The 12,578-nt window shown below is 51.0% G+C and carries 11 protein-coding genes and 1 riboswitch; of the genes, 3 read left to right on the forward strand and 8 right to left on the reverse strand.

What is annotated here, in order from left to right:
- Nucleotides 1–337 precede the first annotated feature (337 nt).
- Entirely contained in the window at nt 338–1,927 is a 1,590-nt protein-coding gene (purH, locus tag IBT46_RS25040; RefSeq protein ID WP_200547877.1) for a bifunctional phosphoribosylaminoimidazolecarboxamide formyltransferase/IMP cyclohydrolase, read from the forward strand.
- Between the two features lie 14 nt (nt 1,928–1,941).
- Nucleotides 1,942–3,222 carry a phosphoribosylamine--glycine ligase gene (gene purD / locus IBT46_RS25045; protein ID WP_200547878.1) on the forward strand — a complete coding sequence of 427 codons (1,281 nt, stop codon included), beginning with the start codon at nt 1,942–1,944 and terminating at the stop codon, nt 3,220–3,222.
- 61 nt (nt 3,223–3,283) lie between these two features.
- On the opposite strand, the gene IBT46_RS25050 is transcribed toward purD, so the two are convergent.
- The 8 genes from IBT46_RS25050 to nudC all read right to left on the reverse strand — a co-directional run bounded on the left by IBT46_RS25050 (nt 3,284) and on the right by nudC (nt 11,755).
- On the reverse strand, nt 3,284–5,638 hold the full coding sequence (locus IBT46_RS25050) for an autotransporter outer membrane beta-barrel domain-containing protein (RefSeq protein WP_200547879.1): 2,355 nt from the start codon (nt 5,636–5,638) through the stop codon (nt 3,284–3,286).
- A 450-nt stretch (nt 5,639–6,088) separates the two neighbouring features.
- Nucleotides 6,089–6,760: a DUF1481 domain-containing protein gene (locus IBT46_RS25055; protein ID WP_370569529.1), complete on the reverse strand. Its 672-nt coding sequence runs from the start codon at nt 6,758–6,760 to the stop codon at nt 6,089–6,091.
- Nucleotides 6,761–6,872: 112 nt separating this feature from the next.
- Nucleotides 6,873–7,145 carry a nucleoid-associated protein HU-alpha gene (gene hupA, locus IBT46_RS25060; RefSeq protein ID WP_002438605.1) on the reverse strand — a complete coding sequence of 91 codons (273 nt, stop codon included), beginning with the start codon at nt 7,143–7,145 and terminating at the stop codon, nt 6,873–6,875.
- 189 nt (nt 7,146–7,334) lie between these two features.
- Entirely contained in the window at nt 7,335–7,925 is a 591-nt protein-coding gene (locus IBT46_RS25065; RefSeq protein WP_200547881.1) for a YjaG family protein, read from the reverse strand.
- Between the two features lie 62 nt (nt 7,926–7,987).
- Nucleotides 7,988–8,653: a deoxyribonuclease V gene (gene nfi / locus IBT46_RS25070; RefSeq protein ID WP_200547882.1), complete on the reverse strand. Its 666-nt coding sequence runs from the start codon at nt 8,651–8,653 to the stop codon at nt 7,988–7,990.
- A 3-nt stretch (nt 8,654–8,656) separates the two neighbouring features.
- Nucleotides 8,657–9,724 carry a uroporphyrinogen decarboxylase gene (gene hemE, locus IBT46_RS25075; RefSeq protein ID WP_200547883.1) on the reverse strand — a complete coding sequence of 356 codons (1,068 nt, stop codon included), beginning with the start codon at nt 9,722–9,724 and terminating at the stop codon, nt 8,657–8,659.
- A 161-nt stretch (nt 9,725–9,885) separates the two neighbouring features.
- A complete protein-coding gene (locus IBT46_RS25080) occupies nt 9,886–10,608 on the reverse strand; it encodes a polymer-forming cytoskeletal protein (RefSeq protein WP_200547884.1) in 723 nt (240 codons plus the stop codon).
- A 373-nt stretch (nt 10,609–10,981) separates the two neighbouring features.
- A complete protein-coding gene (gene nudC / locus IBT46_RS25085) occupies nt 10,982–11,755 on the reverse strand; it encodes an NAD(+) diphosphatase (RefSeq protein ID WP_200547885.1) in 774 nt (257 codons plus the stop codon).
- 73 nt (nt 11,756–11,828) lie between these two features.
- Between nudC and rsd the strand changes: the two genes are divergently transcribed.
- Complete coding sequence (gene rsd / locus IBT46_RS25090; RefSeq protein WP_200547886.1) at nt 11,829–12,335, forward strand: sigma D regulator; 507 nt, start codon at nt 11,829–11,831, stop codon at nt 12,333–12,335.
- Between the two features lie 136 nt (nt 12,336–12,471).
- Nucleotides 12,472–12,572: riboswitch (TPP riboswitch) on the forward strand.
- Nucleotides 12,573–12,578: the final 6 nt, after the last annotated feature.

Here is a 12,578-nt window from a genome sequence, read left to right on the forward strand (position 1 = left end):
GGCTGACCTGTCAGTCGCTGTGCCGTCTCAGTGGTTGCGCATTATAGGGAGTTCTCGACGGCTGACAAGGGCTAAATTGCGATAATTTTACCGTTTGCTGCATTCCACAGCAAAACCCCGCCTTATACCTGCTTATGCACAAACTTATCCACATTCTTCATTGAATGACAATTTTGACGAGCAACGCGCAAACGTTTTCGCTACAATGCCCGCGCGTAATGGAAGCCCCTTTCAGGGGCGTTACCTGAAACTTATCTTCCTCTATATAGAGAAGAGAAAGACTAAGCTTCATATAACGCTCTTTATATGCGATCCAAAGCCAAGGGATAAAACCACCATGCAACAACGTCGTCCTGTACGCCGCGCGCTGCTCAGCGTGTCTGACAAAGCCGGTATCCTCGAATTCGCTCAGGCGCTTTCTCAACGTGGCGTAGAGCTACTCTCCACTGGCGGCACCGCGCGCCTGCTGGCCGAGGCTGGCCTGCCCGTGACGGAAGTCTCTGACTACACCGGTTTCCCGGAAATGATGGATGGACGCGTCAAAACGCTGCACCCAAAAGTGCATGGTGGCATTTTAGGACGCCGCGGTCAGGATGATGCCATCATGTCCGAGCACAGCATCTCCCCTATTGATATGGTCGTCGTTAACCTTTATCCGTTTGCCCAGACCGTTGCACGCGAAGGCTGCTCCCTGGAAGATGCGGTAGAGAATATCGATATCGGTGGCCCAACCATGGTGCGCTCCGCTGCCAAGAACCACAAAGACGTGGCGATTGTTGTGAAGAGCAGCGACTACCAGGCTATCGTAGCCGAGCTGGACGCCAACGATAATTCACTGACGCTGGAAACCCGTTTCGATCTGGCTATTAAAGCCTTCGAACACACCGCCGCCTACGACAGCATGATCGCCAACTACTTTGGTAGCCTTGTTCCTGCCTATCATGGTGAGACCTCGGCCCCTGCCGGTCGTTTCCCACGTACGCTGAATCTGAACTTCATCAAGAAGCAGGATATGCGCTACGGTGAGAACAGCCATCAGGATGCGGCCTTCTATATAGAAGAGAATGTTTCCGAAGCCTCGGTGGCTACCGCGCAACAGGTTCAGGGCAAAGCGCTTTCTTATAACAACATCGCCGATACCGACGCGGCACTGGAATGCGTAAAAGAGTTTGACCAGCCAGCCTGCGTCATCGTCAAGCATGCCAACCCGTGTGGCGTGGCGGTCGGTGGTTCGATTCTTGATGCCTACGAACGCGCATACAAAACCGACCCAACTTCAGCCTTTGGCGGGATCATCGCGTTCAACCGCGAGCTGGATGAAGCCACGGCTCAGGCCATTATCAGCCGTCAGTTTGTGGAAGTAATCATTGCACCATCTGCCAGCGAAGCCGCCCTGAAGGTGACCGCTGCGAAGCAAAATGTTCGCGTCCTGACCTGCGGCCAGTGGCAGCAGCGCCAGAAAGGCCTGGACTTCAAGCGCGTGAACGGCGGCCTGCTGGTGCAGGATCGCGATCTCGGTATGGTTAATGAGAGCCAGCTGCGCGTGGTCAGCAAACGTCAGCCGAGCGAGCAGGAACTGCGTGATGCGCTGTTCTGCTGGAAAGTGGCAAAATTCGTGAAATCCAATGCCATCGTCTATGCCCGTGACAATATGACTATCGGCATAGGTGCAGGCCAGATGAGCCGCGTTTACTCTGCCAAAATTGCAGGTATCAAAGCCGCTGATGAAGGCCTGGAAGTGAAAGGTTCAGCGATGGCCTCCGATGCCTTCTTCCCGTTCCGCGATGGGATTGATGCTGCTGCCGCAGTGGGTATCACCTGCGTGATCCAGCCGGGGGGTTCTATCCGCGATGACGAAGTGATTGCCGCTGCTGACGAACACGGCATTGCGATGATCTTTACCGACATGCGTCATTTCCGCCATTAATTACGGAGTCTCAAATGAAAATTTTGGTTATTGGTAACGGCGGCCGTGAACATGCGCTTGCCTGGAAAGCCGCTCAGTCACCGCTGGCTGACACCGTATTCGTTGCCCCGGGTAATGCCGGTACCGCACTGGAGCCTGCGCTGCAGAACGTGGCTATCAGCCCAACCGACATTCAGGGCCTGCTGGACTTTGCCCTGAGTGAGAAAATCGATCTGACCATCGTCGGCCCGGAAGCGCCGCTGGTGAAAGGCGTGGTGGATACGTTCCGCGCCGCCGGTCTGAAAATCTTTGGCCCAACTCAGGCTGCTGCGCAGCTGGAAGGTTCTAAAGCCTTTACCAAAGATTTCCTGGCCCGCCATCAGATCCCTACGGCTGAATACCAGAACTTTACTGAAGTGGAGCCTGCCCTCGCGTATGTGCGTGAGAAAGGTGCGCCAATCGTCATTAAGGCCGATGGTCTGGCGGCGGGTAAAGGTGTGATTGTGGCGATGACGCTGCAGGAAGCGGAAGATACCATTCAGGATATGCTGGCCGGCAATGCTTTCGGCGATGCGGGCCACCGCATTGTGGTGGAAGAATTTCTTGATGGCGAAGAAGCCAGCTTCATTGTGATGGTGGACGGCGAGAATGTGCTGCCCATGGCCACCAGCCAGGACCATAAACGCGTCGGCGATGCGGACACCGGCCCGAACACCGGCGGTATGGGTGCGTACTCCCCAGCTCCGGTTGTGACCGATGAAATCCACCAGCGCGTAATGGATGAAGTGATCTGGCCTACCGTGCGCGGCATGGCGGGCGAAGGCAACGTCTATACCGGTTTCCTGTATGCCGGTCTGATGATCGATAAAAGCGGCCAGCCGAAAGTCATCGAGTTTAACTGCCGCTTCGGCGATCCGGAAACTCAGCCGATCATGCTGCGCCTGCAGTCGGATCTGGTGGATCTTTGCCTGGCTGCCGTTGACGGTAAGCTGGACCAGAAGGATTCCGTCTGGGACCCTCGTCCATCACTGGGCGTGGTACTGGCTGCCGGCGGTTATCCGGGTGACTATGCAACCGGTGACCAGATCCACGGTTTACCGCTGGAAGAGGTTGCCGACGGTAAAGTGTTCCACGCGGGTACGACGCTGGAAGACGATCTGGTGGTGACCAACGGTGGGCGCGTACTGTGCGTCACCGCGCTGGGTGAAGACGTTGCTGCCGCTCAGAAACGTGCTTACGAACTGGCCCAGCCAATCTCATGGAAAGGCAGCTTCTGCCGTAAAGACATTGGCTACCGCGCGATAAATCGTAAGTAAGCTGCCATCTTTAGCTATTGCGATAAAAAGCGCCCTTCTCGGGCGCTTCTTTTTTTAGCGGTCAAAAACTGTATTTAATACCAATCGCCGCTGAAGTATCTGTCCAGCTGTGATCGCCCATCTGATGTCCGATCGTTCCGGTTAGCCTTAGCTGCTGATTGAAATCACCCTCAATACCCAGTTTGGCTTCTGCAATGTTTCGCGTGCCTGACTGCGTCACATCAACGCCATCCATCGACACGCTGTTGTTACGTGTGTTGTGAATCCAGTTCGTTTCAATAAACGGTTTGAACTCACGACCTGCACCCTGATCCTGCGATGAATGACCTTTTGCAAAGGCTTTCATACCTAAACGAGAACGTACGTTATTGTCCGTTTTTCCAATGACGCGCGTACCATTCTTTTCCGTATGGTTATCGGCAGAAATACCCGACCACGTTATCTGCGCCAGAGGCTGGAGATAAAATCCGCTACGTTCACTCTGGCTCACGGGGATCACATAACCTGTTTCCAGCGAAGTGCTTACCCCATCAGAGTCATAGTGTTCGCGTCTGATATCGTCACCTTTTACCTTATTCTTGAACCAGCTGTACTGAACCAGAGTGTCCACATACAGCCCATGTTCGTCGGTTCCCTCAGCATACCAGGTACCGTATACGCCGGTGGTATAGCCTCGAACATTACCTTTTGCGCGATAGCCGGTAACGCGGGACGTGGTGGTGTTATGGCCGTGTCCGTAACCCGCTAACAGGCCAACGCGCCAGGAACCCGCCGCGCCAACACCGCTGCCGATATCGCCACCCAGCATCGCCGAGTAACGATTATTGTTGGTTTTCAGCTGGCCGCTCTTGTCGTTGGCGTGGGTACGGCCACCAACCTGATTTAACCAAAGAGTCGTATATTTTTTCTCGCCGCTAAGCGGGTCAACATAAAACGTTCCTTGTCTATCACTCAGGCGACTTTCAAAAAGAGTCAGTGCCGCAGCAATGTTTGCACTGTAGGCCCCCCCCTCAGGACGAACGATACGTTCCTTGTTAGCAGGCGGTTCAACCGGCGGATTTACAGGTGGCTCGACCGGTGGATTTACCGGTGGTTCAACCGGTGGGTTAACGGGAGGTTCAACAGGTGGCTCAACCGGCGGATTAACGGGGGGATCGGGCTGTTTCTGGCTGGTCAGATACCAGTTGTTGCTATTCGTATTTCCGCGGACCAGAGAGTAGTCGTAAGCCCCGGCAACGATGCGACCGGACTGATTAAAGGTACCATCCGACTGACCGTCTACGCGGATTAACTCCACGCCTTCAACCGTTTGTGCTCCTTTACCGCCAATGTTATTCACGACAACGTTAGTATCGCCTGAACTATTTCCTTCAATCGCTAATCGATCGGAAGGAGAATCATCACCCGCTAATTCAGAATTGAAAACAAGGGTCCCGCCATTCCCGACGTAGTTATTATGGACCGTCAGAACCGAACCTGTTTTATCCGAATCTGAAAGCTGAATAAGACCCGCATTTGTGAGATTGCCAACATCCGAGCTGGCCCCCATGTGCCACAACGATGTTCCGTCAACATCGATTTCTTTGACGTTCTGAGCAGAACCAACAAGCGAAGATTTATTATTTAAATCAACTTTCACTTGAGAATCTTTTGAAGAAATAACGGCCCCATTAAGCGAACTGTTACTAAGATTGTAATTAATCGTTGATGCATCCTGAGCAGACGTTGAACCATTAAGGACACTGTCACTCACGTTTAAATTAGTCGTCGATCCATCAAGGGTAGCCAAAAACCGACCATTCCCGCTCGATATGGTTGAATTTCCACTCACGGTGATATTCGCTAAGGTGTCTTTGCCAACAACGATAGCGACATTGTTTTCAGTCTTCACCGTTGAAGAGTCAATAAGAACGTCGTTGTCTTCATAAGTACCTCGAGAACCGTCAAAGTCAGAGTATCCCCGCAGGAAATAAAATCCAAAGCCGTTCTTCGTGGCATTGACAACCGTACCATTTGTAAGACTAAGCTGGCCGCCCTTGGTGACGATACCGTAAACCCCCTGAGATTCAATATTGGTATTATCAAACGAGGCTATTCCGCCAACCAGGTAAGCCCCACTCCCCTCAGAGTTGATGGTGGAGTTTACTACCATTGTTGTCGTCTGGTTCGTATTCTCTACTCGTGAAGCATTGACCAAAATACCGTTCGCTTTATCACCACTATTCTCTACGAACACATTAATTGTAGTGTCCTTTACCAGAAAACCATTTTCATTTTCCCAGCCTTTATTAAAAACACCAGCCTCATCCGTCGAATTAATGACCTGGCCGCCAATGACCGTCGAGTACGCGAACGCCAACTCTGGTCCAAAAAGTGCGCCAGAGATGAGTAAACTGATAACTTTTTTTCTGTACATCTTAAATTTCCCTTTTATGAATCAAATCCATCAACCGCGAGGAAGAGTAAAGCTTTCCATTATTTTTTAAATTATCATTTAATGCTGGCCATTTAATTTCTTGCGCAAATTAAGGTAAAAATTGGCATTCACCTTAATAATATAAATCATTCATCCTTTTAAGTTAAATTAATACACGCCTTATTAACAAATGGAGACTCGCTACTTTGCATACGAATACGAAGCGCTATCATCAGGAGAGTTATTACTCATTCCAATGATAAAAATACTCAATCCCTGCTGTTAATACGCCCAATGCAGGAACTAATTTATCTCAGCGGTATTAGTTTATGCTTTTGATGATCTGAAAAAATTGAGAATGGACAAGTACAGGGTAAAATTATTGAATCGGAGATAATAATATCAGAATGCAGGGCCGGATGAATTTATTCGAATGACTCAAATACCCTCTCAGAAATCCGCCTCTTTAGGTTCACTCTGGCAAAGATCCTCCTGGCTGGCCAGTAGTAGTTGGACTCCCTCCGGAGCCTGTAGCCATGCGACGTTAAGCGGCTCGGAAGGCGCAGATGCCCGCTGCCTGGCAATCTGTTCCAGCTCCATTTCATCGAACTCTGGCCGTAGCTGATTGCCCTGACAGCTGGCGACCTCTCCACCGGGCAACCAGCGCCCCTGGATCAGCATCACCCGCCCGTTCCGCAAATCGTTGCTAATCTTCAGCATGCGCTGCGCGTCAAACTGATAAAGCGCCACTTCATCCGCAGATAAAGGTTCCCGATGCCCGGCCAGCTGTCGCTGCATAAAGCTTAAAACACCATCATGATCAAAACGTAGCGTCACATCATCAGGTTGCTTACCAGAAACATGGCGTTCAATCGCCACCGGTTTGCCATCCAACCACTGATAATCCGTCGTTTCCGTTGCGCCACCGCTGAAGGGTGTAAAAACGGTCATCATGTGGGAGATCTCTGCCTGACTGTCTTTTCGCCAAATTCGTACGGCACCACGATCGGCAAGATAGCCGCTGGCGGTAAAATCGGGCAGATCGGAACGCGAACTGCAGCCAGCTAGCAGCAGCAGAATAGTGAGAATGGAGATACGGTTGGGAAGCGTCAGTTTCATGATAAAAGAATATCACATGACCGCAACGGCAGTAGGAAAGCAGCCAGAAGATTTACGTCAGATAAACAAAAGGGGCGAATACGCCCCCCTGTTTAAACTCTTCACCGTCAGACGATTACTTAACAGCGTCTTTCAGTGCTTTACCAGAAACGAATGCTGGTACGTTTGCAGCAGCAATTTTGATTTCTTTGCCAGTCTGCGGGTTGCGGCCAGTACGCTCAGCACGGTGGTTAACTTTAAAGGTACCAAAACCAACCAGTTGTACAGCATCACCTTCTTTCAGAGACTCAGTAATCGCAGCCAGAGTGGATTCCAGTGCAGCTTTAGCCTGGGTCTTAGACAGGTCCGCTTTGTCCGCAATTACATCAATCAGTTGAGTCTTGTTCATAAGTTATCCTTACAGTGTATTTATCGCTTGCTAAGCACCAGGTGCGAGGGGAAAAACCAGATTCTGGCACTCTCCAGCCTACACGCACCGATAGCCACATTTTTCAGCCCCCCAAATGTAGACCAGAGTGGGGGCGAATGTGAAGCCCAAAGGCTCTACAAATCTGGCCTGAAGTCACGTTTTGTGGCCTTATTGATGAAAATCTATCCCGATATTACTGATTCCTGATTCGCGCAGGTCGGATCGCAGCCCTTTGATCAGCTCGATGTCCCTCTCCTCGCAGGCTGCCAGCAGGCGGAAAATCTCCCACTGGATGTCCCATTCCTCTTCAACCGCGGGGTTAGCCTTCAGTTCTTCTTCGGTCATTTCACGTCCGGCCTGTGTCATTTCCAACATGGCGACAGTGGTGATTGACGTTTCGCTGACGACAATAGCATGTGCCAGGGTTTCGCCACTCAAGCGAGAATGGATCAGCTCACTGAGCGCGACACAGGCATCGATTGCCGGATAGACACCGTACAGATCGTAATCGTCTGCGGAAGGGATAGCCTCTTCCAGTTTTTCCAGCTGGCTGTCGAAGTTGACCTTCGCATCCTTCACCACCAGGGTTTCCCACAGCAAATCCAGAATGCGGCGATACAGCTGCCCATCGCCGAAACCGGTCTGCTGGCAAAATGCACGGTAGTTAGGGGCCATCCGCTCACACAGGCAGGCCATAAAAGTCACATGCTGCCAGCTTTCCAGCTTTTCCAGCCGTAAATGAATTGGGTTACGTAACATATCAGGGTCTCAGAATTAACGCGCTGCGGGGAGTGTACCTGAAAAGCACCACGGCATCACGGTTAACCCTGAGGGAGAGAGGTAAAAGCCCGACGCTGTGACGCAACCGCATCCGCCCAGCGCGTTGGCTCCGGCAGGCGATAACCCTGCAAACAGTTTTCCACCCATTGAAGAGAGGTAGCCTGGCTGACACGATGTCCGGTGGAAATAAACAACGGGTTACAGCGCGCTTTACTGCGCAGCACCCAGCCAAGCTGCTGGTCTTTATCCATCAGCGGCTGACAGCTGCCGGGTTCGGCATCCGGCGGCGTAAATGCCCCGCACAGCCGCTTTTTCGCCACGCCAATCGTCGGGACATCCACCAGCAGGCCGAAGTGGCTTGCGACACCCAGTCGCCTTGGATGAGCGATGCCGTGGCCATCTACCAGTAACAGGTCGGGACGATGAGCAAGCTGCTGCCACGCGGCCTCTAGCGCCGGGGTTTCACGGAAGGAAAGAAAACCGGGAATGTAGGGCATGGTGGTGGCTATACGCGCCACCTGATGCTCAATCAGCCGCAGTGAAGGGTATTCCAGTATGACCAGGGCGGCACGGGTAACCTCTCCGCCCTGCTCAAAGCCGACATCCGCGCCACCTATCAGTCGCGGAGGCATGACGTCAAAATCATCCTGATGGATAACTTCAGCTGCGAGAGTACGCTGCCGGTCACGCAATACGGCTATGTCCATTTTTTACTCCTGGTGATAAGGGCGCGAAAGTTTGTGCACCGCCTCCACGAAAGCGCCCGCATGCTCTGGCGGTACATCCTGATGAATTCCGTGACCCAGGTTGAACACGTGTCCTGCTCCCTGGCCATAGCCTTCGAGAATACCTGCCACTTCCTGCTCGATCCTTGCAGGAGGTGCGTAAAGGATGGAAGGGTCCATATTTCCCTGCAATGCCACTTTATCCCCCACGCGGCGACGGGCATCGGCGATATCCGTAGTCCAGTCCAGACCCAGCGCATCACAGCCGGTTGCTGCCATCTCTTCCAGCCACTGACCGCCACCTTTCGTAAACAGCGTTACCGGAACGCGGCGACCGTCATTCTCATGCAGCAGGCCATCGACGATCTTGTGCATGTAATAGAGCGAGAACTCGCGATAGTCGCGGCCCGTCAGTACACCGCCCCAGGTATCGAAGATCATCACCGACTGTGCACCCGCGCGAATTTGGGCGTTTAAGTAAAGGGTTACGCTATCAGCAAGTTTGTCGAGCATCAGATGCAGAGTCTGTGGTTCGGCATACATCATCTTTTTGAGCTTGGTAAATGCTTTACTGCTGCCGCCTTCCACCATGTAGGTCGCCAACGTCCAGGGACTGCCGGAGAAACCGATTAATGGCACTTCGCCGTTTAGATTCTTGCGAATCGTTCGCACGGCATTCATCACATACCCCAGTTCCTGTTCAGGATCGGGGATCGGCAGCTTCTCAACATCGGCACGGCACGTTATTGGCTGCGAGAAACGAGGACCTTCACCCGTTTCAAAGTAGAGGCCCAGCCCCATCGCATCAGGGATCGTCAGAATATCGGAGAACAGAATTGCCGCATCAAGCGCATAGCGTCGCAGAGGCTGCAGCGTGACTTCACAGGCCAGCTCGGCGTTTTTACACAGCGACATGAAATCACCGGCGACGGCACGCGTGGCTTTATACTCCGGCAAGTAGCGTCCGGCCTGGCGCATCATCCATACGGGGGTAATATCAACAGGCTGGCGCAGCAGGGCGCGCAGATAACGATCGTTCTTCAGTTCACTCATCACAGGGCTCTCTACTCCAAATAAGCCTGTAGTGTACCATTTATCAAGATTGACTGTGCCCGGTAGCCCGATAATTTGAGGGGAACGCAAAATTTCCCTGCCTGTACGCGTATAAATATCAAGGCAGGGACAGCACCTGGCCCGAAATGGGGCACCTCGTGCTACTTCTTAGCCTGCATCTGATTACTTTTGGCAGTACCACCTTCAACAGAAACCAGTGAAGGCGCACGTTCAGGATCTGGGCCATTTGAATTTTTTGCTTTTTTATCTTTTATTTCAGCGGTTTCTTCAACCCAATGGGAGTTACCAATAAATACGCCACCTTTCTCAATTGAGAATTCACTAGCATAAACATCGCCTTCTATTCTTCCTCGCGACATTATCACTACCGTTTTCGCGTAGCAGCACCCTTTTAACAGACCGTTTACGATCAGCATTAAGGATGTGACTTTCCCAACAACTTTCCCTTCCTTACCGATCTGCGTGACTTTTTTACTGGTTACATCACCCTCAACTTCACCGCTAATGGTAATGTTATTTTCATTAGTAATTTCACCGCGTAGCATTGTTCCGGGTGAAATAGTTGTTTCCTTAATATTATTACTTTCCGCTGATGGGTCCATGCTGATGCTCTCACTCATTATACTGGCGGACGAATCCTGTCCCTTTGTCGTTTTCACTTCTTCTTTCTTACTGAAATTAAACATGTTTATAATCACTCTGTTAACGCGTAGATATGTCGACAGACTCAGCAGAACAAGGCATCCCATACCGCCAAGGAAAATCAGCATTGAAATTCTGTGCGATAGCAAAAAAGCGATAATGCTACCGATCCAGAAAATCCAGATACTCCAAAGATAATATTGCGTTCTGTTCTTAAACATACCTACATCCAACCTACATATGAATCACCCTGATGAATTGTCGCCCGCCCGCATCACTAATGGCTGTATACGGATCGGCAACTTCGCTTTCAAAGGATTTAATAAGATATATTAGGAAATAGCACTCTGAGCTAAATAAAGACTATTTCTTTCATCGGGAATTTAAAGCGAAAAACGGAGTCAATTGAAAACTATTCCTTGTTACGAGCTTAAAATCTTCCACGCAGTGAATCATATTAGAATTCACCGCAGAGATAAACCTAAAGGTCCTTATATCTGGACAGCAGTCAATTCCCCGGCCGCACCAAACGGCAAACCAGGGGAAAAAGAGTGGGAAGTACTAATGGATTAAATTGTTCATCAGCCGTGAATTTCACTCATCATCAGCACGGCATAATGCCACTGTATCCTCGATTAAACGTCGTGCGATAGTGCCTGCTGGCGGCAACAGCGGTAAAGCATCATACCGATACCAACCCGCATCCAGCAGTTCTTTAGGGTCAATATTGATTTCGCCCGCATCATAGTCGGCCATAAAGGCCATCATCAGCGACTGTGGAAATGGCCAGGGCTGAGATGAAACATATCGCAGATTTTTAACCTTAATTGCCGCTTCTTCCATCACTTCGCGCGCTACCGTCTGCTCCAGCGTCTCGCCGACTTCAGCAAAGCCCGCTAGCACGGTATAAATGCCGTTACGATGGCGGGTATGCTGGGCCAGCAGGATCTTATCTTCGCGGCGAATGGCAACAATGATACAGGGAGCAATTTGCGGATAGTAACGCTGCCGACAGTGGCTGCACAGGCAGGCCCATTCGGTTTTGCTGTGGTGCATCTCGTGGCCGCAATAGCCGCACCAGCGGTGCGACCGGTAAAACTCTGCCAATTGTATACCCCGACCAGCCAGCTGGAATAAACCGGTCTCCTGATCGAGTAGCTGACGCAGCGATCCGGTATCACGCGTGCGACTTTCGCAGATCAACCACACCGTTTCCCCCTGCCATTCGCCGATAGGCGATCCTTTTGATCCCGTCAAGCCGAATGATTCGGCAGATCCTCGAGGAATTTCGCCTTTTGGTAACCAAATTTTATGTTCGTGGCTGACAACCCACCAGCCAGTGTCTACGCTTGATATTTGACGTTCCATAACTTGCTTATCATCCTCAGCTCAAAGACTGGTTTGAGGTCAGGCATTAAAAATAAAACTCACGGAGATGAACATGCTTAACCAGTTAGAAAATCTGGCCGCGCGGGTTGGCGGCTGTAGTGAACTGGTCGATTTCTGTTTACACGCCCGTAAGCAGCTGCTGATTGCCTATTATCAAATGGCCGGTTTAAAGCCTAACAAGGAATCGTTGACGGCGCTCGATGAAAATGCGCTGGATAATTTTTGCCAGAATCTGGTGGACTATCTCTCTACCGGCCATTTCACGGCTTACGAACGTTTCATTAAAGAGCTGGAAGGAACGGAACAGCTGGCGCAGGCGGCATTGATTTATCCATCCTTACGTGCCAATACCGACCACATTATGCAGATTTATGATACGTATCTGGAAAAGGCCATCGAAACAGATGATGCGGTAGATTTCCAGCAAACGCTTTCCCTGGTCGGCGAAGTGCTGGCTGAACGTTTCGTGCTGGAAGATAAATTTATTAAGCTGGCTCTGGAAAAAGTTGCTGAAAATCAGATGGCTAATGATGTAGCGCCTCTTGCGCCTTCCGCCTGATTCGTTATCAGATTGTGAATTACTTGTAGTTTACAATTAGCCCCTTTATGCTGAAGGGGCTATTTAGTTTGAGCAAAAAACGTTTTGTTCTGACTTAAAACTGATTTTCTGACAACAAAGTCCGAAAATCAGAGAGTATTTCTTGTCGGAGTGCCCCACGGGGCTGAGACCGTTAATTCGGGATCCGCGGAACCTGTTCAGGTTAACACCTGCGAAGGGAACAAGAGTAAAATCGTCTGCGAT

The organism is Erwinia sp. S38 (assembly GCF_016624545.1).
GTDB classification, from domain to species: domain Bacteria; phylum Pseudomonadota; class Gammaproteobacteria; order Enterobacterales; family Enterobacteriaceae; genus Erwinia; species Erwinia coffeiphila.

Excerpts from the sequence above, each read along its gene's own strand:
- purH (WP_200547877.1), top strand. The coding sequence starts at position 338 with ATGCAACAACGTCGTCCTGTACGCCGCGCGCTGCTCAGCGTGTCTGAC.
- rsd (WP_200547886.1), top strand. The coding sequence starts at position 11,829 with ATGCTTAACCAGTTAGAAAATCTGGCCGCGCGGGTTGGCGGCTGTAGT.
- nfi (WP_200547882.1), bottom strand. The coding sequence starts at position 8,653 with ATGGACATAGCCGTATTGCGTGACCGGCAGCGTACTCTCGCAGCTGAA.
- IBT46_RS25065 (WP_200547881.1), bottom strand. The coding sequence starts at position 7,925 with ATGTTACGTAACCCAATTCATTTACGGCTGGAAAAGCTGGAAAGCTGG.
- IBT46_RS25050 (WP_200547879.1), bottom strand. The coding sequence starts at position 5,638 with ATGTACAGAAAAAAAGTTATCAGTTTACTCATCTCTGGCGCACTTTTT.
- IBT46_RS25080 (WP_200547884.1), bottom strand. The coding sequence starts at position 10,608 with ATGTTTAAGAACAGAACGCAATATTATCTTTGGAGTATCTGGATTTTC.
- nudC (WP_200547885.1), bottom strand. The coding sequence starts at position 11,755 with ATGGAACGTCAAATATCAAGCGTAGACACTGGCTGGTGGGTTGTCAGC.
- hupA (WP_002438605.1), bottom strand. The coding sequence starts at position 7,145 with ATGAACAAGACTCAACTGATTGATGTAATTGCGGACAAAGCGGACCTG.
- purD (WP_200547878.1), top strand. The coding sequence starts at position 1,942 with ATGAAAATTTTGGTTATTGGTAACGGCGGCCGTGAACATGCGCTTGCC.
- hemE (WP_200547883.1), bottom strand. The coding sequence starts at position 9,724 with ATGAGTGAACTGAAGAACGATCGTTATCTGCGCGCCCTGCTGCGCCAG.